The organism is Noviherbaspirillum sedimenti, assembly GCF_003590835.1.
Taxonomy (GTDB): domain Bacteria; phylum Pseudomonadota; class Gammaproteobacteria; order Burkholderiales; family Burkholderiaceae_D; genus Paucimonas; species Paucimonas sedimenti.
This window is the reverse complement of record NZ_QYUQ01000002.1, coordinates 1241381-1267349: the sequence shown is the minus strand read 5'-3', so window position 1 is coordinate 1267349 and position 25969 is coordinate 1241381. Positions and strand designations below refer to the sequence as shown.

28 protein-coding genes are annotated in these 25969 nt (G+C 61.1%); 7 read left to right on the top strand and 21 right to left on the bottom strand.

Annotated elements, in window-relative coordinates:
- Positions 1 to 13: 13 nt before the first annotated feature.
- From D3878_RS05905 to D3878_RS05885, 5 genes are all read left to right on the top strand, one after another.
- On the top strand, positions 14 to 1147 hold the full coding sequence (locus tag D3878_RS05905) for a flagellar basal body P-ring protein FlgI (protein ID WP_119787728.1): 1134 nt from the start codon (positions 14 to 16) through the stop codon (positions 1145 to 1147).
- Between the two features lie 10 nt (positions 1148 to 1157).
- A complete protein-coding gene (gene flgJ, locus D3878_RS05900) occupies positions 1158 to 2255 on the top strand; it encodes a flagellar assembly peptidoglycan hydrolase FlgJ (protein WP_420799495.1) in 1098 nt (365 codons plus the stop codon).
- A 124-nt stretch (positions 2256 to 2379) separates the two neighbouring features.
- Positions 2380 to 4317, top strand: a complete 1938-nt coding sequence (gene flgK, locus D3878_RS05895; RefSeq protein WP_199688095.1) for a flagellar hook-associated protein FlgK — start codon at positions 2380 to 2382, stop codon at positions 4315 to 4317.
- Between the two features lie 11 nt (positions 4318 to 4328).
- Entirely contained in the window at positions 4329 to 5537 is a 1209-nt protein-coding gene (flgL, locus tag D3878_RS05890) for a flagellar hook-associated protein FlgL (protein WP_119784623.1), read from the top strand.
- Positions 5538 to 5706: 169 nt separating this feature from the next.
- On the top strand, positions 5707 to 7005 hold the full coding sequence (locus tag D3878_RS05885; RefSeq protein WP_119784622.1) for an HD-GYP domain-containing protein: 1299 nt from the start codon (positions 5707 to 5709) through the stop codon (positions 7003 to 7005).
- Here the strand turns inward: D3878_RS05885 and fliR are convergent.
- From fliR to fliF, 13 genes are all read right to left on the bottom strand, one after another.
- A complete protein-coding gene (fliR, locus tag D3878_RS05880; RefSeq protein WP_119784621.1) occupies positions 7002 to 7778 on the bottom strand; it encodes a flagellar biosynthetic protein FliR in 777 nt (258 codons plus the stop codon). The genes D3878_RS05885 and fliR overlap by 4 nt on opposite strands.
- 12 nt (positions 7779 to 7790) lie before the next feature.
- On the bottom strand, positions 7791 to 8060 hold the full coding sequence (fliQ, locus tag D3878_RS05875) for a flagellar biosynthesis protein FliQ (protein ID WP_119784620.1): 270 nt from the start codon (positions 8058 to 8060) through the stop codon (positions 7791 to 7793).
- Between the two features lie 10 nt (positions 8061 to 8070).
- Positions 8071 to 8841, bottom strand: a complete 771-nt coding sequence (gene fliP, locus D3878_RS05870; protein WP_119784619.1) for a flagellar type III secretion system pore protein FliP — start codon at positions 8839 to 8841, stop codon at positions 8071 to 8073.
- Entirely contained in the window at positions 8831 to 9337 is a 507-nt protein-coding gene (gene fliO / locus D3878_RS05865) for a flagellar biosynthetic protein FliO (protein ID WP_119784618.1), read from the bottom strand. The genes fliP and fliO overlap by 11 nt, the downstream gene beginning before the upstream one ends.
- Positions 9334 to 9747 carry a flagellar motor switch protein FliN gene (fliN, locus tag D3878_RS05860; protein WP_119784617.1) on the bottom strand — a complete coding sequence of 138 codons (414 nt, stop codon included), beginning with the start codon at positions 9745 to 9747 and terminating at the stop codon, positions 9334 to 9336. The genes fliO and fliN overlap by 4 nt, the downstream gene beginning before the upstream one ends.
- Complete coding sequence (gene fliM / locus D3878_RS05855) at positions 9740 to 10738, bottom strand: flagellar motor switch protein FliM (protein WP_119784616.1); 999 nt, start codon at positions 10736 to 10738, stop codon at positions 9740 to 9742. The genes fliN and fliM overlap by 8 nt, the downstream gene beginning before the upstream one ends.
- Positions 10739 to 10745: 7 nt before the next feature.
- Positions 10746 to 11282 (bottom strand): flagellar basal body-associated protein FliL, encoded by a 537-nt coding sequence (fliL, locus tag D3878_RS05850; protein ID WP_119784615.1) that lies wholly within the window; start codon positions 11280 to 11282, stop codon positions 10746 to 10748.
- 215 nt (positions 11283 to 11497) lie between these two features.
- Positions 11498 to 12688, bottom strand: coding sequence for a flagellar hook-length control protein FliK (locus tag D3878_RS05845; RefSeq protein WP_119784614.1), 1191 nt, complete (start codon positions 12686 to 12688; stop codon positions 11498 to 11500).
- A gap of 50 nt (positions 12689 to 12738) precedes the next feature.
- Entirely contained in the window at positions 12739 to 13179 is a 441-nt protein-coding gene (fliJ, locus tag D3878_RS05840; RefSeq protein WP_119784613.1) for a flagellar export protein FliJ, read from the bottom strand.
- A gap of 33 nt (positions 13180 to 13212) precedes the next feature.
- Positions 13213 to 14616 (bottom strand): flagellar protein export ATPase FliI, encoded by a 1404-nt coding sequence (gene fliI, locus D3878_RS05835; protein WP_119784612.1) that lies wholly within the window; start codon positions 14614 to 14616, stop codon positions 13213 to 13215.
- Positions 14616 to 15281: a FliH/SctL family protein gene (locus tag D3878_RS05830; protein ID WP_119784611.1), complete on the bottom strand. Its 666-nt coding sequence runs from the start codon at positions 15279 to 15281 to the stop codon at positions 14616 to 14618. The genes fliI and D3878_RS05830 overlap by 1 nt, the downstream gene beginning before the upstream one ends.
- Entirely contained in the window at positions 15274 to 16269 is a 996-nt protein-coding gene (fliG, locus tag D3878_RS05825; RefSeq protein ID WP_119784610.1) for a flagellar motor switch protein FliG, read from the bottom strand. The genes D3878_RS05830 and fliG overlap by 8 nt, the downstream gene beginning before the upstream one ends.
- Positions 16262 to 17911: a flagellar basal-body MS-ring/collar protein FliF gene (gene fliF, locus D3878_RS05820; RefSeq protein WP_119784609.1), complete on the bottom strand. Its 1650-nt coding sequence runs from the start codon at positions 17909 to 17911 to the stop codon at positions 16262 to 16264. The genes fliG and fliF overlap by 8 nt, the downstream gene beginning before the upstream one ends.
- Before the next feature lie 220 nt (positions 17912 to 18131).
- Between fliF and fliE the strand changes: the two genes are divergently transcribed.
- Positions 18132 to 18491, top strand: coding sequence for a flagellar hook-basal body complex protein FliE (fliE, locus tag D3878_RS05815; RefSeq protein WP_119784608.1), 360 nt, complete (start codon positions 18132 to 18134; stop codon positions 18489 to 18491).
- Here fliE and D3878_RS05810 read toward each other — a convergent pair whose 3' ends face one another.
- The 8 genes from D3878_RS05810 to D3878_RS05775 all read right to left on the bottom strand — a co-directional run bounded on the left by D3878_RS05810 (position 18492) and on the right by D3878_RS05775 (position 25621).
- Complete coding sequence (locus D3878_RS05810) at positions 18492 to 19262, bottom strand: flagellar brake protein (protein WP_119784607.1); 771 nt, start codon at positions 19260 to 19262, stop codon at positions 18492 to 18494.
- A 61-nt stretch (positions 19263 to 19323) separates the two neighbouring features.
- Positions 19324 to 19611: an EscU/YscU/HrcU family type III secretion system export apparatus switch protein gene (locus D3878_RS05805; RefSeq protein ID WP_119787727.1), complete on the bottom strand. Its 288-nt coding sequence runs from the start codon at positions 19609 to 19611 to the stop codon at positions 19324 to 19326.
- A complete protein-coding gene (fliK, locus tag D3878_RS05800) occupies positions 19598 to 20728 on the bottom strand; it encodes a flagellar hook-length control protein FliK (RefSeq protein WP_119784606.1) in 1131 nt (376 codons plus the stop codon). The genes D3878_RS05805 and fliK overlap by 14 nt, the downstream gene beginning before the upstream one ends.
- Before the next feature lie 3 nt (positions 20729 to 20731).
- A complete protein-coding gene (locus tag D3878_RS05795; RefSeq protein ID WP_119784605.1) occupies positions 20732 to 21067 on the bottom strand; it encodes a flagellar protein FliT in 336 nt (111 codons plus the stop codon).
- A gap of 6 nt (positions 21068 to 21073) precedes the next feature.
- Positions 21074 to 21553: a flagellar export chaperone FliS gene (fliS, locus tag D3878_RS05790; protein ID WP_119784604.1), complete on the bottom strand. Its 480-nt coding sequence runs from the start codon at positions 21551 to 21553 to the stop codon at positions 21074 to 21076.
- Positions 21554 to 21565: 12 nt separating this feature from the next.
- Positions 21566 to 23587 carry a flagellar filament capping protein FliD gene (gene fliD / locus D3878_RS05785; protein ID WP_119784603.1) on the bottom strand — a complete coding sequence of 674 codons (2022 nt, stop codon included), beginning with the start codon at positions 23585 to 23587 and terminating at the stop codon, positions 21566 to 21568.
- Between the two features lie 99 nt (positions 23588 to 23686).
- Positions 23687 to 24058 carry a flagellar protein FlaG gene (locus D3878_RS05780; RefSeq protein ID WP_119784602.1) on the bottom strand — a complete coding sequence of 124 codons (372 nt, stop codon included), beginning with the start codon at positions 24056 to 24058 and terminating at the stop codon, positions 23687 to 23689.
- A gap of 69 nt (positions 24059 to 24127) precedes the next feature.
- The gene (locus tag D3878_RS05775) at positions 24128 to 25621 is read right to left on the bottom strand and encodes a flagellin N-terminal helical domain-containing protein (RefSeq protein ID WP_119784601.1); all 1494 of its coding nucleotides are present in this window, start codon (positions 25619 to 25621) and stop codon (positions 24128 to 24130) included.
- Positions 25622 to 25669: 48 nt separating this feature from the next.
- Between D3878_RS05775 and D3878_RS05770 the strand changes: the two genes are divergently transcribed.
- The gene (locus tag D3878_RS05770) at positions 25670 to 25921 is read left to right on the top strand and encodes a hypothetical protein (RefSeq protein WP_147383894.1); all 252 of its coding nucleotides are present in this window, start codon (positions 25670 to 25672) and stop codon (positions 25919 to 25921) included.
- Positions 25922 to 25969 lie beyond the last annotated feature (48 nt).

The following is a 25969-nucleotide window of genomic DNA, read 5'->3' as shown; positions in this document are numbered from 1 at the left end:
ACCGGAACCGAACATGAAAATCCTCACCGTCACCTGTCATCCACTGAAACGCAGCCTGGTGCTGCTCGCTTGCGCAATGAGCCTGGCGGCGCCGGTGCCGGGGCAGGCTGAACGCCTGAAGGACCTGGCCAGCATCCAGGGCGTGCGGCAGAACCAGTTGATCGGCTATGGCCTGGTGGTCGGGCTCGACGGCAGCGGCGACCAGACCACGCAGACGCCGTTTACCGTGCAAAGCGTGATGAGCATGCTGCAGCAGATGGGCGTGAACCTGCCGCCGGCCTCGTCGCTGCAGTTGAAGAACGTCGCGGCGGTGATGGTGACTACCTCGTTGCCGGCCTTCGCCCAACCCGGCCAGACCCTGGATATCACGGTGTCCTCGATGGGCAATGCCAAGAGCCTGCGTGGCGGCACCTTGTTGATGACGCCATTGAAGGGCGCCGACGGCCAGATCTACGGCATGGCGCAGGGTAATGTGCTGGTCGGCGGCGTGGGGGCCGCGGCCAGCGGCAGCAAGGCCCAGGTCAACCATCTGAGCGTCGGCCGCATTTCCGCCGGCGCCACGGTCGAGCGCGCCGTGCCGACCGCGCTGGGACAGGGCGATTCGGTCTTCCTGGAATTGAATGACACGGATTTTTCCACTGCCAGCCGGGTGGTCGATGCCGTCAACAAGCGTTTCGGCGCGGATACAGCGGCGGCCCGGGATGCCCGCGTGATCCGCGTGCGCGCACCCGTCGACAATAGCGAGCGGGTGGCGTTTCTTGGCGCGCTGGAAAGCATCAATCTGACGCCGGCGCAAAGCGTGGCCAAGGTGATCCTCAACGCCCGCACAGGCTCGGTGGTGATGAACCAGGCCGTGACATTGGAGAGCTGCGCGGTATCGCACGGTAACCTGTCGATTGTCATCAATACCGAAGCGGCGGTCAGCCAGCCGGCGCCATTCTCGGGCGGCCAAACGGTGGTGACCCAGACTTCGCAAATCGATATCCGCAAGGAGCCCGGCCAGGTGCTGATGTTGAAGGGCGGCGCTTCGCTGGCCGAAGTGGTCAAGGCCCTGAATGCGATCGGCGCCACGCCGCAGGACTTGCTGGCGATCCTGCAGGCGATGAAGGCGGCCGGTTCGCTGCGCGCCGAGCTGGAAATCATTTAAGCACCGCATCGTGGCCAATTCCGTCGATCTCTCCGGCAAGCTCGCCCTGGACGCCCGCGATCTGGGCGCGCTGCGCGAGTCGGCGCGTCAGCAATCGCCGGAATCGATCAAGGCTGCGGCCAAGCAGTTCGAAGCGCTGTTCATGAACATGGTGATGAAGAGCATGCGCGAGGCCACGCCGCAGGACGGCATGTTCGACAACCAGCAAACCAAAATGTATACCTCGATGCTGGATCAGCAACTGAGCCAGACGCTGGCCAACCGTGGCGTCGGCCTGGCCGACGTGCTGGCGCGCCAGCTGTCGGTCAACCGCGGCGTGCAGCCGCCAGCGCCGGGCGAGGCCGGCGCCGCAGCCAACGACGCAGCAGCAGCGGGCGGCATCGATGGCCTCGGCAGCGGTGTTGCGCCGGGTCGCCAGCTGAGTCTGCAGCTGAATCCGCAGCTGAATCCGCAGCGCCAGGCACAGATCGCCGCTTTCCAGGAACAGTTGCGGCTGCAGAATGAGGATGGCGGCGCCAGCGATGGCATGTCTGCCGGCCTGTGGCCGGGTCGGCTTGGCGCATCGTCGGCAGCGGCAGCGGCATCGGCATCGGCATCGGCATCGGCTGCAGTGGAACCGGTTCAATCCGCAAAATCCACGGCGCGTCTGCCGCATGTGCGCGCGTTCGAGGACCGCCTGGCGCATCATGCCGAGGCGGCCAGCCGCAGCACCGGCATTCCGGCCAAGTTCATGCTGGGCCAGGCGGCGCTGGAAACCGGTTGGGGCAAGCGCGAGATACGCAATGCCGACGGCAGCAACAGCTACAACCTGTTCGGCATCAAGGCAACCGGCGGCTGGAAGGGCAAGGTGGTCGAAGTCGCCACCACCGAATACGTCAATGGCGTGCCGCAGCTCAAGCGGGAAAAATTCCGCGCCTATGATTCGTATGCCGACAGCTTCCGCGATTACGCGCGCCTGCTGAACAATAATCCGCGTTATGAAAATGTCATTGCCAATGCCCAGGATGCCAGCAGCTTCGCGCACGGCCTGCAGCGGGCTGGCTATGCCACCGACCCGCAATATGCCGCCAAGCTGACCCGCATCATCCGGCAAACCCTGTCGGCATGACGCGATGGCGCACTGCCGCTAGTGGCACTTTGTTGCAAAAATAATACCGGATTTTCGGCAGTCCGCTAAAGTTTGCCGAAAGTCTGCCGAAAACACTGGTAACGCGTTAATAGAAAACACCATCATGGCGAATATCCTCAGCATTGGTCAAACCGCACTGACCGCAGCCCAGGTGGGATTGTCGACCACCGGCCACAATATCGCCAACGCCAATACCGAGGGGTACAGCCGCCAAGTCGTCGTCCAGGGCGCGGTGGCTGGCGAGCAAAGCAGTTATGGCTTTGTCGGCAAAGGCACTGAAGTCACGATGGTCAAGCGCGTCTATAATGAATTTCTCGCCGGCCAGGTGCTGAATTCGCAAACCTCGCAGAATGCGCTCAGTTCCTATTATTCCCAGGTCAAGCAGATCAACAACATGTTTGCTGATCCCACTGCCGGCATTACGCCGGCAATGCAGGATTTTTTCAAGGGCGTACAAAGCCTGGCTGCCGACCCTTCTTCAGGGGCCGCGCGGCAAACCCTGATTGCATCGGCGCAGACCCTGGCCGGACAATTCCAGAGCATGGATGGTCGACTCGACCAGTTGCGCGAAGGTGTCAACGGTGACATCCAGTCAAGCATTGCTTCCATCAATTCGCTGGCCAGTCAGATTGCCAAGCTCAACGATACGATCAGCACAGTGCAAGCCGGCAATGGCGGCAAGCCGGCAAACGACTTGCTCGATCAACGCGACAAGCTGGTGGCCGACCTCAGCAAGGAAATCAAGGTCACTGTCGTCAAACAAGGCAGTGAATATAATATCGCGATTGGTAACGGCCAGTCGCTGGTGGTCGGGGGGCGGACCTTCGGACTGACGCCGGTGATTTCCGCTACCGATCCGACGCGACTCCAGGTTGGCTACAAGGGCAATAATGGCACCATTTCGCTGGCCGAAGCGGCGCTTACCGGAGGCAAGCTGGGCGGGGTGCTGGAATTCCGCTCGCAGACGCTGGACAAGGTGCAAAATGAACTTGGCCGCATCGCCATTGGCCTGGGCGGTGCCTTCAACGCCCAGCACCAGCTCGGTCAGGACCTGAACGGCGCTCTGGGCGGCGAGTTTTTCAAGGTCGCCACACCGAAGGTCAATGCCAGTACTCTGAACACCGGCAATGCAACGGTTTCGGCAAACATCAGCAATGCTGGTGCGCTTACCGGTAGCGACTATCGTTTCGAATTCATCGGTCCCGCCGAATACCGGGTGACGCGCCTGATGGACGGCGCATTGACCAGCGCGACGACGCTGCCGATCTCGGTCGATGGGCTGGAATTCGAGGTTGCCTCGGGTAGCATGGCCGCCGGCGATGTTTTCCTGGTCAAACCAACGGTCAATGGCGCTGCCGGATTTGGCGTGACGATCAGCGACACTGCCAAGATCGCAGCCGCCGCACCCGTGCGCACAGGCGCTGACAGCGACAATGCCGGCTCTGGCAAGATCAGCGCCGGAACGGTTGCGGCTGGCTTCAGTGCGGCGACGGTGACGCCTGCAATTTCCCTCGCCTACAACGCTGCGGCCGGGGAACTGACCGGCTTTCCGGCATTGCCGGTAACGCTCACCAGTAACGGTTCGTCGACGGTCTACCCGGCCGGCACCCCCGTGCCGTACACGGAGGGGGCTACCGTCAGCTTTGGCAATATCAGTTTTGAGATTTCAGGTACCCCCGCGGATGGTGACAGCTTCACTATCGGCAGCAACGGCGGCGGCATCGGCGACAATCGTAATGCCCTCTTGCTGGGAGCCTTGCAGTCTGCAAAGACGCTGAGTAATGGCACTGCAACATTTCAGGGCGTCTTTGGCCAGATGGTCAATATGGTCGGCAACAAGACGCATGAGCTGGATGTCAACATGGCCGCCGAGACCACCTTGCTGGCGCAAGCGGTTGCGGCGCAGCAGGGCGAATCGGGTGTCAATCTCGACGAGGAAGCGGCCAATCTATTGCGTTACCAGCAAGCCTACCAGGCTGCCGGGAAGGTCATGCAAACCGCCAGCAAGCTGTTCGACGTGCTGCTCACACTGGGTCAGTAAGGAACACAATCATGCGCATCAGCACCCATACTTTTTTTGAAACGAGCACCTCGAGACTGAGCGAGCTGCAAGCCAACCTGATGCGCACGCAGCAGCAGATTTCTTCGGGACGTCGGCTACTGACGCCGGCCGACGATCCTGTGGCGGCGGCACGCGCCTACGATGTCAGCCAGGCGCGCTCGGTCAACGAGCAGTTCGGTGCCAACCGCGAAAACGTCAAGTCCGCGTTGGGCATGGAAGAGGGCGTGTTGCAGAGCGTGACAAGCTTGCTGCAGGATGTGAAGACTTTGCTGGTGGGGGCCGGCAATGGCGCCTATAGTGACACTGACCGGCAATCTATTGCAACCGAACTCAAGGGGCGCTTCGAGGAATTGCTGGGATTGGCCAATTCCGATGATGGCATGGGCGGCTATATGTTTGCCGGATTTCAGAGCGGCACCCAGCCCTTTGCCCAGACGGCCACCGGCGCCCTCTACAACGGCGATCAGGGCGCGCGCATGTTGCAGGTCGGGACATCGCGTCAAATTGCCTTTAGCGATAGCGGCAGCGCCGTTTTCCAGCAGATCAAGAACGGCAATGGCAGTTTTGCCCTGAGTGCCGCGGCCGGCAATGCCGGCAGCGGCACTTTCTCGCCAGGCGCAGTGACGGACACTTCGCTATTAACCGGGCACAATTACAGTGTGACTTTCGCGGTATCCGCCGCTGGCACCACGTATGACGTGGTCGATGTCACGAGCGGCACGACCCTTTCCGCCGGAAACGCCTATTCCAGCGGCGCTGCCATTACTTTCGACGGCATTCAGTTCGAGGTGGGCGGCCAACCGGCCAATGGCGACAGCTTCGCCGTAGCCCCAAGCACCAACCAGAGCGTGTTTTCCACCATGAAGGACCTGATCGACTTGTTGAACACCCCTGTCGCAGGCGCTGCCGGCAAGGGCAATTTAACCAATGGCCTGGCCGTCGCCCATGGCAACCTCGACAACGCGCTTGACAATATCTTGACGGTACGCGCCGCAGTCGGCTCACGGCTCAAGGAAATCGATGCGCTCGACAATGCCGGGGCTGATGCCGATATTCAGTATGCCCAAACCTTATCGGCATTGCAGGATCTCGACTACTCGAAGGCGATTTCCAGTCTGATGCAGCAGCAAACTACGCTCAACGCGGCGCAGCAGACCTTTGCCAAAGTCAGCGGCCTGTCGCTGTTTAATTACCTGTAAGCGATTCTGCATTTGTCCCCGGGCCTGCAGCGCAAGACTGCAGGCTTTTTTACTTGCATGCCGCCTTCGCGCATTGTGTTTTCCTCCTGCATGAATTTCATCGCGCCAGTGCAGAAATGTTTATTTTTCATGATAAGGTTTCATCCTTGTAAAAAAATAAAAAACATACATGACGGAAGCAATTTCAATTAATGACGTCAACAGGCATTACCTCGACAAGGTGATGAATCTGGCGGAAGAACGGGATGTCGAGGCGACCGAAGATATATTCGATGCGCGCGGCATGAAGCTGGTAGCCAAGGGGGGACGCATCTCGCGCGGCATGCAGGAGCGGCTGATCCTGCACAAGCTGCGCAAGCCGCTGGAATCGAGCATCACGGTTGCCGACGGCATCAATAGCGACGTGGTGGTCGATGCGGCGCGGCGACTGACCGATTCGATTGCGCCGGTGGGTTCAATGCACCGGGCTGCCGGCAACAATGGCACGCCGCCCCTGGATATCCTGAAACAGGCAAGGTTCGGCAATGCCATGAGCCTGATGCTCACCATTACCGAACGCGGCGGCGCCAGCGCGCTGGCGCACAGCGTCATGGTCAGCCTGGTGTCGATCTGCCTGGCCAAGAAACTCGGGCTGGACGAAAGGGCGCAATCTACGGTAGCACTGGCCGGCTTGTTGCACGATATCGGCGAGCTCTACATCGAACCCGAATATCTGGATAGCAAGCGGCGCCTGCGGCCACACGAATGGCGCCACGTGGTGGTGCACCCGCGCATCGGCCAGATGCTGATCCAGGAACTGGAAAATTTCCCGCCAGCGGTGGCGCAGGCGGTGTCGGAACACCATGAACGCTTCGACGGCGGCGGCTATCCGCGCCAGCTTGGCGGCAGCAACATCAGTATCGCCGGTCAGGTCGTCTCGGTGGCGGAAATGATTTCCGGCGTCTTCATGCGCCAGGACCGCCCGCTGGAACGGGCAGCTCTGGCGCTGAAAATCATCCCGGGCGAGCATGCCCATGAACTGGTATCAGCCGTTTCCAGCGTGCTGCGCATTTGCGGCGAAGAACCGGGAACGGCATCTCAGGACGTGGCGCTGCAGGCTGTGTACCGCAATGTTCAGTCCCTTCATGGCAACATCGAGGCCGCCCTGGCGCAACTTGGGGCGCTGGCCGATTCGCCGTTGGTGACATCGCGCGCCTGCAAGGACTTGCTGGCGCGGGGCTTGCAACAGGTCCTGGCTGTCAGGCGCGCCTTCACCAGCACCGGCCTGGACATCTGCACGCATGAGGATATCGCGGAGTTCATGGCGCATAACCGCGAAATCCATTTCGAAGTCGGCGTGGCGGGAAAGGAAATCCAGTGGCGCCTGCAGGATGTCGCACGTAACCTGGCCATGCATGGCGCTGCGCTGCATGCGCAAGAGGCCAGCCTGCTGCAACCACTGATCGCGCAACTCGACGCGGCGGGCTAGCGCGGCGCCGCAAGCTGGCCGGCCATGTCGATGCCTTCCTGCAGCAGTCGCTCGACCGGTACCGCCAGGTAGGGCAGCGTCAGCGCGATCATGACGAAGCCGACACCGATGGCCAGCGGGAAGCCGATGCCGAAAATATTCAGCTGCGGCGCAGCGCGGGTGAGCACGCCCAGCGCGATATTGTTGATCAACAGCGCAGCCACGACTGGCAGCGACAATTGCACGCCGGCGGAAAAGATGCGGCCGCCCCAGGAAACCAGCTGTTCCATGCCGCCCCCCAGGGAGCCGGCGCCGATCGGCATGGTGGTAAAACTGTCGACCAGGACGGAAATCAGCATCAGGTGGAAATTCGCCGCCAGGTAAAGCATCAGCATGACCAGCGACAGGAACTGGCTGATCGCCGACGAGTGGCCGGCCGATTGCGGGTCGTAGAAGGTGGCAAAGCCCAGCCCCATGGTCATGCCGATGATTTCGCCGGCCATTTCGACTGCCGCAAAGACGATCCGCATCGCCATGCCCATGGCCAGGCCGATCACCATCTGTTGCATCAGGATCAGCAGGCCGGCCAGCGACATCGGGTCGGTTGCCGGCTGTGTCGGCACCGCGGGCGCGACGATCAGCGCCAGCAAGATGCCCAGGCAGATCCTGGCGCGTGCAGGGATTTTCTGGTTGTTGAATAGCGGTGCGGTGGCGATCAGCCCGAGGATGCGCGACAACGGCCACAACAGGCCGGCGATCCAGGCATTCAGGGCAGCGCTGGAGATGCTGATCATATCGGCGCGGGTTTAGCTGATCATCCCTGGGATGCCGCCGAACATCTGTCGCATGTAATCGAGCATCACCGACAGCATCCACGGGCCGGCCACGATCAGTGCAACGAAAATGCCGACCAGCTTGGGAATGAAGGACAGCGTGGCTTCATTGATCTGGGTGGCGGCCTGAAAGATGCTGACGGCCAGGCCGACCACCAGCGCCACCAGCAGCATCGGTGCGGCGATCATCAGGGTGACTTCCATGGCCTGGCGGCCCATGGTCATGACGGTTTCCGGAGTCATTGCAGTATTCCTAGTAAAAACTTTGCGCCAGCGAGCCGATCAGCAGCTGCCAGCCATCGACCAGTACGAACAGCATCAGCTTGAAGGGCAGCGCGACAATTGCCGGCGACACCATCATCATGCCCATCGACATCAGCACGCTGGCAACCACCATGTCGATGATCAGGAACGGGATGAAAATGGCGAAACTGATCTGGAACGCGGTCTTCAGTTCGCTGGTGATGAAGGCTGGTACCAGAATGCGCAACGGCACCTGTTCCGGCCCCTGCAGGGCCGGGGTGTTGGAGATCTTCAGGTACAGCGCCAGGTCGGACTGGCGGGTTTGCTTGAGCATGAATTCCTTGAGCGGCGCGGCGCCCTTGTCCAGCGCCTGCTGCATGGTGATCTTGTTTTCCGACAGCGGCTGATAGGCGTCGGCATAGACCTTGTCCAGCACCGGGCCCATCACGAACAGGGTGAGAAACAGCGCCAGGCCGATCAGTACCTGGTTGGGCGGCGCGGAAGGGGTGCCGAGCGCCTGGCGCAGCAAGGACAGGACGATGACGATGCGGGTGAAGCTGGTCATCATCAAGAGCGCCGCCGGCAGCATCGTCAGCGCCGTCATCAGCACCAGGGTCTGCAGGCTCAGGGTATAGGTCTGGCCGCCGCCCGGCGCCGGCGTGCTGGTCAGCGCCGGCAGCCCGGCCTGCTGGGCCGATGCAAACAGCGGCAGGCTCAGCAACAGGAGGGGACTCCAGCGCGCCGCCTGGCGCGCGACGCGAATCAAATGTTTATTGCGCATTGCGTGTATCGATTTTCTGCTTGAGCCAGGCGGCGAAATTGTCGCCCGCCGGCGGCGATGTTCCCTGCAACTGGGCTGGTGCGTTTGCCGGGCGCGCCAGCGTGGTCAGGGCATTCACCTGCCCGGGCGCGACGCCGACCACGATCCACTGATCGGCGACTTCGACGATCACAACCCGCTCGCGGTTGCCGACAGAGACGCCGCCGACGATCCTGAGCGGCGCATTGCCGGCGATCCGCGCCAGGTTGAAGCGTTTGAGAAACCAGGCGATCGCGGCCAGCAAGGCCAGCACCGCGACCAGTCCCAGCAAGACCTGGAAGAAGCTGCCGGCCGTGGCCGTTGCGGCGCTCTGCGGCGCTGCACTCGGGGCAGTCGGCGCAGTCGGTGCGACTTGCCCGGCGTGGGCCATTGCGCCGCCGAGCGTCAGCAGGGCGGCAGCGGTGGCATGGCGGATGAGGTGGACGATGATGTGGCCGAACCGGCAGGCGTGCTTCATCTGTTGAGCTTGCGGATGCGTTCGGACGGCGAAATGATGTCGGTCAGGCGGATGCCGAACTTGTCGTTGACCACCACCACTTCGCCCTGGGCGATCAGGCAGCCGTTGACCAGCACGTCCATCGGCTCGCCGGCCAGGCCGTCGAGTTCCACCACCGAGCCCTGCGCCAGTTGCAGCAGGTTCTTGATGGCGATCTTGGTGCGTCCCAGTTCGACGGTCATCTGCACCGGGATGTCGAGAATGAAGTCGATGTCGTTGTGGGTTGTGCCCTTGGCGCTGCCGGCGAAGTCCTGGAAATTCGGCGCGGCCGGTTGCGGCGCCGCTGCGGCAGCCTCGCTGCGCGTCTGTTCGGCAATCGCCGCCGCCCAATCGTCTTCGGCGCTGGCCTGGTTATCGATTTCGTCAGCCATTTTCTTCTCCTTGCGCAAACTCGTTGCTATGTGTCAGTAATTTTTCCACCCGCAATGCATACTGGCCATTGAACTTGCCATAGCTGCATTCCATCACCGGCACGCCATCGACCTCGGCGGCGATATTCGGTGCAACCGTGAGCGGAATGATGTCCCCCACCTTCATGTTGAGGATGTCGCCAAAAGTAGCGCGGGCGGTGCCCATGTTGGCCACCAGCTCCACTTCGGCGCTCTGGATCTGCTGCGTCATCAGGCGCACCCAGCGCTTGTCCATCTCCAGCGTTTCGCCCTGCAGGCTGGAAGTCAGGATGTCGCGGATCGGCTCGATCATCGAATACGGAAAGCAGAAATGCATTTCGCCGGAGACCGGGCCGAGTTCGACGGTGAAGGTGGTGGAGACCACCACCTCGTTGGGGGTGGCGATGTTGGCGAACTGGGTATTCATCTCGGAACGGATGTACTCGAATTCGACCGGGTACACCGGCTCCCAGGACTTGGCATAGTTCTCGAAGATGATGTCCAGCACGCGCTGGATGATGCGTTGCTCGGTCTGGGTAAAATCGCGTCCCTCGACCCGGGTATGAAAACGGCCGTCGCCACCGAACAGGTTATCGACCAGCAGGAACACCAGGTTGGGGTCGAGCACCATCAGCGCGGTGCCGCGCAGTGGCTTCATGTGGATCAGGTTCAGGTTGGTCGGCACCACCAGGTTGCGGATGAATTCGCTGTACTTGGAGACGCGCACCGGGCCGATCGAGACCTCGGCGCTGCGGCGCAGGAAATTGAACAGGCCGATGCGCAACAGCCGGGCGAAGCGTTCATTGATGATTTCCAGGGTCGGCATGCGTCCGCGAACGATGCGCTCCTGGGTTGCCAGGTTATAGGGGCGGACTCCCGACACATCTTCCTGGGCCGGGGCATCGTCCAGGTCGCCGTTGACGCCCCGCAGGAGGGCATCAACTTCTTCTTGTGAAAGGAAATTGTCAGCCATGGCGACCTTACTGGATCACAAAGGAGGTGAAGAACACGTTTGTGACGTTTTGCGGCGCGACGCCGGCAATGAACGGCTGCCTGACCTGCGCCATGATCTCGTCGGCCAGTTTCTTCTTGCCGTCGACGGTCGATATCTCGGAGGCCTTCTTGCCGGACAGGAGCAGCAGCAGGCGGCTGCGTACCTGGGGCAGATACAGCTTGATGGCTTCGACGTCTTTTTCACTGCCCACCTGCAGGGAAAATGCGACTTGCAGATACTGGTCGCCCAGGCCATCCGGCTGCAGGTTGACGGTGAACGGCTCCATCACCATGAATACCGGCGGCTTGGACGGATCGATCGATTTTTTCTCAGTCCCGTGCGCGGAATTTTTCTGGCCGAGGAAGTACCAGGCGGCCGCACCGCCGCCGACTGCCAGCAGCAGGATGAGCAGGATCAGGAGGCCTTTTTTGCCAGACTTTTTGGCCGCAGCGGCGGGCTGTTCCGCCGCTTCCGTGGCGCCCTTCGCGGGGGCTTTCTGAACTGATTTGGGGGCTGTCGCCATGGAGATTCCTTGTGTGCTGCCTGAACAATTGAGCTTATTATCGGGAAAAAAACGCGACGTGGATGCGTGGAATAGAGCGGGGAAGCGGGCGCATATCGTTGTTTTTATCTCGTCGGCTGCGTATGGTAAACGCAAATGCATGCGCTTGGGGCAACTCATGCGTCGCCGGGCGCGATAACGGCAAGGGGGGCCAGGGTCTGCGCCCTGCTGAAAACTCAGGCGAAGGTGTCGACCAGCCCCTGGCCGCCGACTGCCTGGCTGGTGCGGGCGAGCGGCAGCGGCGCTTCGCCTGCGCCTTTAGCAGCAGTGGCGCCGTGACCCGCCTGCTGGGCGTGGGCGGCATGGTTGCCTGGCCGCTCGTGCTGTTGCGGCATGCCGGCGCTGACCGAGGTCTGCCCGAGTTCCACGCCGGCCTGGCTCATCATGTCGCGCAATTTGGGCAGGGCGGCTTCCAGCGCCTGCCGGACTTCCGGCTGGGCGGCATAAAAGCTGGCATCGGCCTGGCCGTTACTGACATTCAGCACCACTTGCAAGGGACCGAGGTCCGGCGGGTTCAGCGTCAGCGACGCCGACTGCTGGGCGCCGGCCACCATCCACACGACTTTCTGCCCGAGCGCCTGGTCCCATGCCGGGCTGCCCACATGCGGCGTGAGGCGGTCCGGCATCTGGGCGCCGGCTGCTTGTAGCGTGTTCAATGCGCCTGCCTGCATTTGTGGCGCGGTCGCGTTGATCGCCGGGGTGTCCTGCAGTCTGGGGGCCGCTGGCAGTTCGAGCAGCTTGTCCGATGCCTTGGTGTCTGCGCTGCGGGCGTTGTCGGGTGCGGCGCCTTGCTGCAGCGCAGCCTGTTGCTCGCTGGCGTGGCGCAGCGATCCTGTGAACGCGGTCTGCTCGCCGCGCACGGTCGCCTGTTCCTGTTGCAAATCAGGATCTGCCGCCGCCAGCAAGCCCTGCTTGCCAGCCACGGTTGTGGCATCGACGGCCATGACGGCACTGCCCGCTGCAGCGTTTGCTGCAGCGCCCGCAGCGGCAGCAGGCTCCGGCTTGATCAGGGCGCCTGCCATCTGGGCGAGCAATTCGGTGGCGCTCGGCGTACTGGTCGCCGCCTCGACAGTTTTTTCCTCGCTATCCCGGGTGTTTGCGACTTCATTGGCGCTGCCGTTTTCGCTGCTTTGTTTCGTTTCGTCCGGTTTGGCAGCAGATGGCTTTGCTTCTGCCTGTTTCAGCTCGGTCTTGCCAGCCTGGCCGGCGGGTCGGGCTGGCACCGATTTTCCCGCATCACGCCGTTCGGCGATCTGCTGCGACAACATCTGGTTGAACGCGCCGTTTGGCGCCGTCGGGCCGGATTTGGCCGCGGCCGCCTGGCCCGAGGCGGGGCTGGAAAGATTCAGGATCGCTGGAGTTAGCATGCTGTCATCGCCATTTTGTTGGTCATGTCGAGGTGTTCCGGCGTGGAACCCTAGCGTTTGTACATCGCGCTGCGCGCCGCGTATTCATCCATCTGCTTCTGGTCGCGCTTGTTTTCCTTGTGCTGCCTGGCCGTTTCCGCGCGGCTGGCGAGCGTGTCATACGACATGCGTTTGCGTTCGCATTCCTGCCAGCTCTTGCGTTCGCCGTCAACGCGGTGCCTGGCGTTGTCGACGATCGTTTGCTGGCCGCTGATGGCGGTGTCGAGCTTGTCGATGAAGAGCTGGAAATTACGGTATTCCATCGCACTGATGCCGTTCGCCTGGTTGCTCTGGAAGCGGGAAGCATACTCATCGCGGTAGCCGAGCAACATCTCAAGCTTTTTTTCGGTTTCTTCGGCAGCGCGCAAGGCTTCGCCGAGCCGCCTGGCGGCGTCGTCGCTGTCCTTGACGGCAAGTTCGATCAGGGTGACAAGTGCGGATGGATTGGCCATGTTGTCATCTTAATTCATTCTTCCCCGCTGCAATCAGGGGAATAGCGTGGCAAGTTGCTGCAAGCTCTCGTTTATGCCGGCCCGCTCGGTGATGTCCTGTTGCAGAAATTTCTCAATATTCGGGAACAGCGCGATTGCCTGGTCCAGTACCGGGTCGCTGCCGTGCGCGTAGGCGCCGACGCTGATCAGGTCGCGGTTGCGCTGGTAGCGCGAAGTGAGCTGTTTGAGACGGCGCGCCAGCTGCTGGTGCTTGGCGTCGGTAATGCTGTGCATGGCGCGGCTGATCGATTGCTCGATGTCGATGGCGGGATAATGGCCGGCTTCGGCCAGGCTGCGGTTGAGGACAATGTGGCCGTCGAGGATCGCCCGCGCCGAATCGGCGATCGGATCCTGCTGGTCGTCGCCCTCGGTCAGCACGGTATAGAAGGCGGTGATCGAACCGCCGCCCGGCTTGCCGTTGCCGGCGCGTTCGACCAGCGCCGGCAGCTTGGCGAACACCGAGGGCGGATAACCTTTGGTGGCCGGCGGCTCGCCGATGGCCAGGGCGATTTCGCGTTGCGCCATGGCGTAGCGGGTCAGCGAATCCATGATCAGCAGGACATGCTTGCCTTCGTCGCGAAAATGTTCGGCGATGGCGGTGGTGTAGGCCGCGCCCTGCAGGCGCATCAGCGGCGGCGTATCGGCCGGCGCCGCCACCACCACCGAACGCTTCAAGCCTTCCGGACCGAGGATCTGTTCGATGAATTCCTTGACTTCGCGGCCGCGTTCGCCGATCAGGCCGACGACGATGACGTCGGCGGTGGTGTAACGCGCCATCATGCCCAGCAAGACTGATTTACCCACGCCCGAGCCGGCAAACAGGCCCATGCGCTGGCCGCGTCCGACGGTCAGCATGGTGTTGATGGCGCGCACGCCGACGTCGAGGATATGGGAAATCGGCTCACGCCCCAGCGGATTGGCGGCGCGCACATTCAGCGGCGCGGCATGACGGTTGTGCAGCGGGCCGAGACTGTCGAGCGGGCGGCCGGCGCCGTCCAGCACGCGGCCCAGTAATTCGTCGCCGACCGGCAGGTGGCGGCCGCGGTCGCTCGGGCGGCGGCGCGGATGGTTCACTTCGCCGGGGCGCGGCAAGGATTGCACCGCTTCCACCGGGAATACGCGGCTGCCGGGAATCACGCCTTCGACATCGCTTTGCGGCATCAGGAACAGCTTGTCGTCGTTGAAGCCAACCACTTCGGCCTCGATCTTCGCGCCGTTCGGCAACGGGATGGTGCAGGCGCTGCCGACCGCAAGCTTCAGGCCGACCGCCTCCATCACCAGGCCGGCGACGCGCGTAACGCGGCCGCAGACCTGCATCGGTTCGGCGATCGCCGCCAGTTCGCCGCAATCGCGCAGATAGGCTTGCCAGCGGGCGGTGCGCGAGGGCAGGGCGCTCATTACGCCAGCCACTCCGATTGCTTGCCGAGCGTTTCGGCCAGGCGCTGCCAGCGGGTGTCGATGGTGGCGTCGATCTGGTTGGTGGCGGTGTCGATGCGACAGCCGCCGCGCTTGACCTGGGCATCTTCGACGATGCGCCAGCCAGCCTTGTCCAGTTCGTCATGCATCTGCTCTTTGACGATGGCTGCATCAAGCGGGTTCAGCATCAGCAAAGCTGGCTGTTGCAGGCTGGGCAGGTAGCGGATTGCCTCGCTGACAATCGGCACCACCAGTTCGGGACGCACTGTCAGCGCGGTTTTTAGCATGGCTTTGGCCAGGTCCAGCGCCAGGGCGAGCACGTCGTGGGCGATCGCCTGGTCGGCGCGCACGGCTTCCTCGCCCAGTTGCTGCGCGATCTGCCGCAGATGCGCCATTTCCGCCGCGCCCTCGGCACGCCCCTGGGCCAAGCCTTGGACGCGGCCTTCGGCAATCCCGTCAGCGAGGCCCTCGGCATGGCCGCGGGCGCGCGCTTCTTCGCGGATGGCGGCGATTTCCTCGATGCTGACCTTTGGGGGCGGCGGGGCCGCCGGCGCCGGGCGGGCGCCTGGGCGGGTGTCGTCAAAAGAGTGCATTTCCCAGCGTTCGAAGGCCGATTGCTGTTCCTTGGGCAGGATGGCGTTAGACATAAGCGTCCTCTCCCTTTGCGCCCAGAATGATCTGGCCTTCGTCGGCCAGGCGGCGCACGACCTGCAGGATTTCCTTCTGCTGGGCCTCGACTTCGGACAGGCGCACCGGCCCCTTCGATTCAAGGTCTTCGCGCATCATCTCGGCGGCGCGCGAAGACATATTCTTGAAGAACTTTTCGCGCAAGTCCTGGCCGGCGCCTTTCAGCGCGATGATCAGCGCTTCGGACTGCACCTCGCGCAGGAGGATCTGGATGCCACGGTCTTCGATATCGAGGATGTTGTCGAATACGAACATCTCGTCCATGATCTTTTGCGCCATGTCGGCGTCGTAGTTCTTCAGGTTGGACAAGACCGACTGCTCGGTTTCGCTGGAGAGGAAGTTGAGGATTTCGGCTGCGGCGCGCACGCCGCCCATCGGCTTCTTCTTGATGCTTTCATTGCCCGACAAAAGCTTGGTCAGCACTTCGTTCAGTTCCCGCAAGGCGCTCGGCTGCACGCCATCCAGCGTGGCGATGCGCAGCACCACGTCATTGCGCAGCCGCTCGGAGAAATGATCCAGGACTTCGCACGCATGGTAACGTTCCAGGTGCACCAGGATGGTGGCGATGATCTGCGGATGCTCGTTGCGGATCAGTTCGGCCACCGACTGCGCATCCATCCATTTCAGGCTTTCGATGCCGGACGAGTCGCGCGTGCCGAGGATGCGGTTGAGCAGCGAGGCGGCCTTGTCGTCGCCCAGCGCCTTGGTCAGCACCTGGCGGATGTATTCGTCCGAATCCACGCCCAGCGCCGAGGCCTGCTCGGTCTCGGTGCGGAAGTCTTCCAGCACTTCTTCCAGCCTGGTGTTGGCCACACCCTTCATGCCCGACATGGCCGCGCCGAGTTTTTGCACCTCGCGCGGACCGAGGTATTTCATCACTTCGGCGGCTTCGTCCTCGCCCAGCGCCAGCATCAGGATCGCGCCTTTTTCTATGCCTGCATCACTCATTTGTTCCCACCCAGGACTTGACTACATTTGCCACCAGTTTCGGATCGTCACGCGCCAGCTGCTTGGCGCGGTTCAGATTGTGTTCATAGCCGCGCGGCTGGATCTCGACGATGTCGTCCGTATCTTCGGCGGCATGCGCGAGTGCCGGCGGCGGGGCCGGCGGCTGCAGGCTGGCATCGATACGCGCCCAGATCGGCTTCACTATCTTGAAATACAGCAGCAGCAGCAAGACGATTCCCAGCACATACCGGCCGATATCCTTGGCCAGTTGCAGCATGGCGTCCGGCTGCTTCCAGATCGGCACCGGCTCGATTTTTTCCTTGTCCATGCCGGCAAACGGGCTGTTGACCACGTTGAGCGTGTCGCCACGGTCACGGTTGAAGCCCATCGCTTCCCTGACCAGGTCGGTGATCTGGGTTTTTTCCGCTTCGGAAAGCGGCTTCATTACTACCTTGCCATCCTTGCCGACGTCGCGCCTGTAATTCACCACCACTGCCACCGAGAGGCGCTTGACGCCGCCCATCGGCTGTTGCACATAGCGCACAGTCTTGTCGACCTCATAGTTGACGGTGACATCCTTTTGCACGCTGGAGCCTGGCGCGGCAACGGTTCCCGCAGCGCCAGACGTACCGGCGGCACCGGCGGGCGGCACGGTGAGCGGGGCGGTGGCCGGTGCCGGCGGCTGGTTCGACAGTGCGCCGGGCACGCCGGTGGCGCCAGCCTGGGCGCCATTCAGGGATTCGCTGGATTGCTGGCTGCGCACCGAGCCGCTGTTGGGCTCCTGGTTGGGCTTGTAGATTTCGGCAGCCTGTTCGGTATGGCTGAAGTCGACGTCCGCAGTGGCTTCGGCGCGCACGTTGTCGGCGCCGACGATCGGCGTGATGATCGACTCGATGCGCTTGACGATGCTTTGCTGCAGTTCCTGGACATATTTCAGCTGGGTTGGATCGAGGCCGTTGGCGTCGCGCGGCTTGTCGTTCTGCGACAGCAGGTTGCCGTTCTGGTCGATCACGCTGACGTTCTTGGGCGGCAGATCCGGCACGCTGCTGGCAACCAGGTGCACCACTGCATTGACTTGCTGCTGGTCGAGGCTGCGGCCCGCGTGCAGGTTGATCAGCACCGAGGCGGTCGGCTTTTGCTGGTCGCGCACGAATACCGAGGCCTTGGGCAGGGCCAGGTGCACGCGCGCGGCGGCGACTTGCGCGATCGCCTGGATCGAGCGCGCCAGCTCGCCTTCGAGGGCGCGCTGGAAATTGACCTGCTCATGGAACTGCGACACGCCCAGCTTCTGATTTTCCATCAATTCGAAACCGACGTTGCCGCCTTTGGGTAAACCCTGCGAGGCCAGTTTCAGGCGGGCGTCATGAACTTGCGCGGCAGGCACCAGGATGGCGCCGCCGCCTTCGGCATATTTGTAGGGGATATTCATCTGTTGCAGCGAAGCGACGATGGCGCCGCCGTCGCGGTCGGAGAAATTGGAAAACAGCACCCGGTAATCCGGTTGCTGGCTCCACATCCAGACGCCCGCCATCGCCGCCACCGCCAGCGCCGCGCCGACCATCATGATGATGTTGCGCCCCGCCGCCGATTGCGCGAAACCCGCCACGCCGGGAGTCAGGGCGCCTTCGCCTGCTACTGCCATGATCTCTCTCCCTGTCTGCTGCTATGTACGATTGTTCGATTCACCGATTTCCTCAAATGCCAGTCCCTTTTCAGGTTGTTGCTTATTGTCGGCGCTGGCGGGAATTTTAATCCTTGGAATAGAGCAATATTTCTCCAGCTTATCAGAGCGCCGGATTTTTATGCGAATGTTAAGGTAGCGCTGTGTAAAAGTAAAAGGCGGCTTTGGCCGAGGAACACCCATGAAAACCCAGATGATCGATACCGGCCGCATCGAAGCCATGATGGCGCAGCTGAAGGCGGCAGCCAGCAGACCGCAAGGGCCGCAGGGCGGCATCAATCCGGTGGCCGCCGATGCTGCCACCACCTCGACCAAAAAGGTCGGCTTCGGCGAGGCCCTGAAAGCGTCGCTCGACCAGGTCAACCAGACCCAGCAAAAATCCGAACAACTCGGCCAGGCCTTCATGACGGGCGATGACAAGGTCAGCCTGTCGGACGTGATGATTTCGATGCAGAAGGCGAACATCAACTTCCAGGCCACCGTCCAGGTGCGCAACAAGCTGGTGTCGGCCTATCACGACATCATGAACATGCAGGTGTAGTTACTTCAGATTGCCGGTCATCTTGGCGTTTTGCTCGCGTTCGAGCTTGGTGATGTAGCGCTGGATCGCCGCCAGCATGGATGGCGGCAGCTCGATGAAAAGGCAGCCGATGCGGCGCACCGATCTTCCGGTTGGCAGGGTGGCATCCTGCCAGTTGCGCACCTGCAGCGCGGTCACGACCACCGTATTGCCCGGCAAATGGATGCGGCAATCCCGGTAGATCGTGCCATGGGTGGTATCCAGGCTCTTCTTCTCGTCGATCAGCGCAATCCCGCCGCCGCTGACATTTTGCAAGGTCAGGGTCACGGTTTCGGTGCCCAGTTCATGCTGGATCGGGATGGTGCAGCGCACCGGATTGGTAATCGGGGTCGGTACCCGATAATATTCGCGTCGCTGCAGGCGGATCATCGAGGCCGGAATCGACAGCGACAATGCCGGCAAGTCCTCGTAAGTGCATTCCTGCGCTTCGGCGGCAAAGAACAGGATGCGGATCCGGTCCAGCACGGTTTCAAACGAAATGTTATCGCTTTCCGCGATGCGGCGGTTCATCGCCGGATTGGAGGCGCAATCGATGAACAGGGTGTTGCTATCCTCATCGACCCCCAGCACCGAGGTGATCACCGCTTCCGGACTGCCATTGACCAGCATGGTGATCAACTGGCGCTGTTGTTCCAGCGCGCGCAGCAGCGTGACAATTTCCCGGCGCGAATGCAACTGGTAGGGGCTTAGTTCCTGTTCCCTGGGATTGTCCGGGTTGATGATGGTTCGCATCTAGGTATTGTTTTGTCGGATCTGGGCGGCGCGCCAGCAGTCTCCTGGCGCCGGAGACGTATCATACCTTGTCATTGTCGTGTTGCCCAGAGTCAAGATGATAAAGCCACGCCAGCAGTTCCGCAACCGCGCGGTACAAGGCCGGCGGGATATGGCTGTCGAGGTCGACCTGCATCAGCAAGGCCACCAGCTCTTTTGATTCGTGCACGAACACGCCGTTTTCGCGCGCGCGCCGGATGATTTCCTCGGCAATCAGGCCGCGCCCTTTGGCCAGCACCTTGGGCGCCGCTTCGCCGGCCAGGTAGGCCAGCGCTACCGCATTCTGCGGCCGGGGGTCAGGCCTTTCCATCATCATTCACCATCAGTGCATCCAGGGGCGAGCCGGCTGCTTTCAGCGCCAGTGCCAGTTCGCCGCCGTGGGCGCGCAGGAGGTTTGCGCTGTTGGCAGAATCGGTGTTCACCAGAATGCTGACGCGCTCGCCGCTCAGATGGATGGTGGCGGAAACCGCGCCCAGGTGCGGCAGCTCGAATTTCACCGTGCTTTGCCAGCTTTCCTGTTGCTCCTGCGGCTGGCCTTGCCCGCCATCGGGCGCATCGCGACTGACTTCCCATGTCATCTTCTGGCCCGGCCACAGTTCGCCCTGCCACATGAGGCGCTGCGTTTCCAGGGCATTAAGCTGGGCATTGAGGATTTGCGCGGTTTGCGGCGTCTGCTGCGCCATGCCATCGGCCTCGCCCAGCAAACCCAACAGTGCCTGTGCATTTCCGGCGCGCGCGTCCAGTTCCTGCACCAGTTCTGCGATGGGGCGGCCGCTGTCGGTCCAGCGTTGGGCCAGGTGACGCAACAGGGCAGCGTCGGTCAGGCCATTTGCCGGCTGTGGCGCCAGGCTTTGTGCCGCTTGCGCCTGCGGCTCCTGGCGCAGGGCCGACAGGGGGCGCGCGCCTTTTACCCACTCTGCCAGGTGCGACTCGTAAAACAGGCCGCTTGCGCTCAGTGCGCTCTGCAGTGCGGATGCCAGCAGCGCCGGATTGGCGGCGGGGGCAGGCAATACCGGGGTGCTGCCCAGCGCCGCGGTGGATGTGCCGTTTTGCTGCGAGGATTGCAACAGCTGGTCGATCAGGCGGCCAGCGGAACTCAGGGTGGTGCGGGCGCCGCCGTTGACAGCGGCATCCTGCTCCAGAATGAAGGTGGGGCGCGGCTGGCGCGCCAGCAGCGTCATGGCCAGCGTGTCGCCGGTCTTGGTGCCTTCCGGCAGCGACATGCGCGCCGTGGTGTCGGCCAGGCGCACCATGAAGCTGCCGTCCGGCTGGCGTTCCAGCACCTTGGCCTGCACCTGCTGGCCAAGCTTGATCTGGTTCAGGCGGTGGAAGACCTCTTGACGGGCATCGCCGCTGCCGCCCACCGGGATGGGCGCCTCGACATAGGCGACGGGCCGCGTGGCATTGAGGTCGGCCCGCGGCAGCATGGCTTAGCCCGAATGGGTGGCGCCGTAGGCTTGCGACAGCTTGCGCTCAGTGCCGGTGCTGTTGATGAGTTGGGACAGCTGGGCCATCCAGGGTTCGGTCAGGTTGCGGATTTCGCGGTCGTCGGCGAGGATTTTCTTGATGATCTTGACCTTCTTTTCGCGCACGACCCCAGTCAGCGGCGCAGGATGTTCACTTTTGCGCAGGATTTCGACCTGGCTTGCGCAACGCGATTCCAGTACCGCCAGTTGATCCCAATCGCCGTTGCGCGCAGCGGTCAGCATCTGTTCGGTAATGACCGCGACTGTCTCGTACAAAGAAATGACTTCGTGGCTGTTCATGATGGGTCAAGCCTTTACCAATCGGGATGTCTGCGGCATCAGTGAATCGGGAGCGGGTGCTGGCGGCATCGCGCCAGCGGTCGGCACTGCGGCTGGTACATCGCCAATGGCTTCCCAGGATTGCTTCAAATCCTTGAGCAAGCCGTAGACTTCATTCAGCATTTCCGGCTGATTGTTCAGGTTCGCCTGCACCAGTCGGCTGGTCATGTATTCATACAGCGCATCGAGATTAGCGGCAATGCTGCCGCCGGCATTCTTGTCCAGACTGGCGCGCAAGCCGTTCTCAATGATGGAGATTGCCTTGGAAATCAACTGTCCTTTGCCCGGTATGTCGCCCGCTTTCATGTTGGCGATGGCGGTCGACACAGCAATCATTGCCCCATCAAACAGCATGACGATCAATTTATGCGGACTGGCAGCCACGACGCCGGTTTCGACGGCGACCTTGGAATAGGCATTGGCCCCGCTACTTATCGTTCCGAACATTACATGTCCCCTTTATTCAATCTTGGGTAAGTTATCCAGCTGTTGCTGCAAGAAACTACTGGTTTTAGTCATGCTGGCCATGGCCATATCAAGTGCGGTGAATTGTGCACGGTAACGTTTTTCAATATTGACCAGACGGTCGCTGACACGCTGCTTTTGCTGCGCCAGGCTCTTCAACGATGCATTGATGCCATCTGTGCGAGAATTAATCGGGCCGGTACTTTCCAGCATCGAGTCGACCAGCTTGTCGAACTGGTACGCATATCCTTTTGAAAAGTTGACCGTGCCACGGGCACCGGTGCTGCCGCCGGTAATCATCAGTTTCAATCCCTCCGCAGCCGAACCGGTTGCGCCAGTCAGTGCCTGGCCGGAACCGGTTGCAGCAACGCCATTGAGCGTACCGGCAACATCTTCGCCGGCACTGGCGGACGGTGTGGCGCCCATCATGCTGGCCTGGCCATTGCCGCCTGTGATGGAGGCGTTCGATGCAGAGCCATACTTGTTGGAGGTAATGGTCAGCACACCGGCCAATTCGGTCACCTTGACCGACGCGCCGGCGCTTGACAGCGCAGACGCGCCATTGATCTTGGACTGCACTTCGGCAGCCAGCGCGGCGGCATCGGCATAGGTCTTTTGTGTCAGCGTGATGGTGGCCGCGACACCATCCACCTGCACTTGCAACGTATCATTGCTGGCATCAATAAGCAGGTCTGCCGGGTCGCCAGCTTGCCCGGTGGTTTTTCCCTGGGTCGCCAGTCGGGTAATATTGAGTGCATAAGCACCAACCGTCGTTTTTGTAGCGCTGCCAGTATAGGTCACCAAACTGTCGCTGGTTTTGCCAACCGCGGCAAACAGCCCTGCAATATCCGAAAAATTGCTGTCGACTGCCTTTTGTAGCTTAGTGCTGTCCAATGCCAGCGTGCCGTTTTTCTGTACCGAGACACCAACTTGGGAGAGCAGGGTATAGGCGCCGGCATCGCCGCCCACCGCTGTCGTCAATATGCTGCGCAGCTGGGTCTGAATCGTGCGCACGGTGGCGTCGCCGTTCAGGATCGCGCCTTGCCTGGTGGTTGCGTTATACGACGATAAATCAGTCAGCGTCTGGTTGATCTGGTTGAATGCCTGCACAAACTGGTTGACCGACGCCGTGACTGTTGCGGTATCCCGGGTCACTGTGATGTTGGTCGGGCTGCCGATATTGGTTTTTGCCAGCGTCAGCGTCACGCCTTCAATGACGTCGGTAACGGTATTGGTGGTTTTGGACACTGCAATGCCATCGACCTTGAATTCGGCGTTCTGAGCAGTGACGGTTTCGGAAAAACCCTGGCCGGCAGGTGCTGCGCTCGGATCATGATTCAACAGGGTGCCCAGCGCCGCGTCGCCGGCGACTGAGATTTTCATGCTGCTGGTCTTGCCGGTCGTCGTTTCGGTCAGCACCAGCCGATAAGGCGAGGCGCCGCCATCGTTGACGATCGAGGCGGTAACGCCGATATTGCCCTTGTTGATCGCATCGCGAATGCCTGCCAGCGAACTATTGCTGCTGTCGATGGTGATGGTCTTGGTGCCGCTGCCGTTGCTGGTAAAACTGGCGCCTGTGTACTTGCCGGTCGTGCTGTTGAACGAACCCGCGCCGATATCAATGGTGCCGAAGTCAAACGTGATCGTGCCTTGACCAATCGCAGTAGCAGCGCTGGCCTGGCCGGCGGAAGCAAGTTTTTGCGCCTGTGCCAGCTTGGTGACTTCCAGCGAATAAGTGCCTGGCGCTGCCGCCGAGCTGCCGCTGGCCGAGGCAATCGTCGCATCAGCCGCTGAAACTTTGACCGCCTGAAACTTGCTGATCTCGGAAAGGGCCTTGACAGCGCTTTGAAACGACGACAGAGCGCTTTTCAGGTTGCCGATTGCGGAGAGCTTGGCTTGGTGGGTCGCCTCTTTTTGACTCAGGCTCACCAAAGGCTGTTGCTCAATTGACATCAGCTGGCTGACGATGCCATTGATATCCAGATTTGAGCCGATGCCAGGTGATGAGATCGCCACGTGCGCCTCCTTCAGAAAAATACACTGTACCTGATTATCGGCAATATTAAAGCCGACTTTAGACGGCTAATTACACGTCTATTTCCATATTTCTCTGTTTTAGGCTTTTTGCCTGATCAGCAAACCGGCCGCCATCTGATCAAGTGCCTTGGCCATTGCCAGCGTTTCCTCGTTCGGAATTTGCCGCAATACTTCCTTGGTTTTTTGATCGATCACCTTGACGATGGTGCGGTTGCTGTCGGAATCGATGGTGAATTCCAGGTTCTGCGATTGTTCCAGCATCGCCTTGTTCAGGTTGCGTACCGCCTGGGCGACTTCGGCCGAAGTCGGCGCAGGTGCAGCCTGTTTGACTGCAATGGCAGTCTCGACGGGAACTGGTTTTGCTGCGGCGGCCGGGGCGTTCGGCACAGCAGTTTTAGGCGGCTGAGCCGTTGCGGCTGCGGCAGCATTGCCAGTTGATTGGATATCCATGATCGTCTCCCTAAAGGGCAAAAACCCGGCCGATGAAACGGCCGGGTTGCTACGGTCAAACTACCTCAATTAGCCGCGCAACAGGGCCAGTACGCCGTTTGGCAGCGAGTTGGCTTGTGCCAGCATCGCGGTGCCGGCTTGCTGCAGGATCTGGCCGCGGGTCAGGCTTGCGGTTTCAGAAGCGAAGTCGGCATCCTGGATGCGGCTACGTGATGCGGACAAGTTTTCCGACGTGGTTTGCAGGCTGGTCACCACCGAGCTGAAGCGGTTCTGGATCGCACCCAGCGAAGCACGCGAGCTGTTGACGGTTGTCAGTGCGGCGTCGATGGTGGCCAGAGCAGCTTGTGCGCCAGCGGCTGTGGTCAAGTTTAGCGAGGAAACACCGGCGCCAGCTGTGGCAGTTGCAGCAGTATAGCCAACAGTTTGGCCAGTGGCGGTCAAGCCAGCTGCGCCGGCCAGCGTGATACCTGCTGAACCTGTCGAAGACAGCGTGATTTTTGAGGTAGCATTCGCGGTGGCGCCGGCTCCAGCCGCAGCACCCGCGGTCAAGCCGGTGTTTGCATCGTTAGCACCTGCGGTCGCAGCAGCAACTACATTGATGTTTCTGCCATCTGCGGCACTCAATGCAACCGCACCTGTAGTCGTGTTAAATGTTGCAGTCACGCCGGTTTGCGCGGTTTTTGCGTTGATGGCAGCGGCAACTTGACCGCCGCGATCGGCAGCACCGGTTGCAACTTGCAGGGCACCGATGTCGACGCCGTTGATCGTGATATCACCTGCAGCAATTGCGGCAAATGTAGTTGCTGTCGTGCCCGCCAATGTTGTTGCACCGACAGTTGCGGTTACACCTGTTTGAGCAGTCACAGCGTTGATTGCAGCCGCTTTCGCAATGCCGCTCGCATCTCCGTTTGCAAAAGAAACGCCGTCCGAAGTAGATGCACCCACGTTAAAACCGTTAATCGACAACTGACCGGCCGTCAATGCAGTAGTGGTTACGGCGGTACCTTCTGCCTTGGTGGTTGCATAGCTGGAGGAGGAGCCGACACCCAGCGAGCTCGACTTGGCGCTGGAAATCTGGGAAATCGTTACGCGGTCGTTCGACGTGTTATTAGCGCCAACCTGGAACGACTGGGCAGAGAATGTACCGTCGAGCAGTTTCACGCCGTTGAACTGCGAGCTGGAAGCGACGCGGTCGACTTCGGCGATCAGCTGGGCTGCTTCATTATTCAGTGCGGCACGGTCGCTGGCGCTGTTCGAAGCATTCGAGGATTGCACAGCCAGTTCGCGGATACGCTGCAGGTTGTTGCCGATCTGAGCCAGATCGCCTTCAGCGGTCTGTGCCAGCGAGATGCCGTCGTTGGCGTTGCGTGCTGCCTGGTTGGAGCCGCGGATCTGGGCAGTCATACGCTCGGAAATCGCCAGGCCGGCTGCATCGTCCTTGGCGCTGTTGATGCGCAAACCAGAAGACAGACGTTGCAGGGAAGTGGCCAATGCGCCTTGGGACGACGTCAGGTTACGCTGAGCGGTCAACGACGAGATATTGGTGTTGATAAAAGCAGCCATGTTGTTTCTCCTTTAAGGGTCCGTTGTTTCCGGCTCGGGATACTGTCAATGCGGTTGGTTTTTTCTTGTCTTGCAAATCCAACCGTGTTGTTAGCTTTATCGGGCGGTACTGGAAAAAGTTTAGGTCTGGAAACAACTTTTATTTTTCCAGTCTCGCTCGAACATGAGCCAGACAAGTTGTTGTCGGCCCTGTTTGGAAATTTCTATAGGGTAATTTTGTGGTTTTTTAAGAAATATATTTTTGCGAAAATGGCTCAAGTTTTTCAGGAAGTGGCCGATTGGGATGGGGAATTGCCATAGTCATGGATGCAATAATGGCAATGATGCGGGCATAAAAAAACCCGCCGT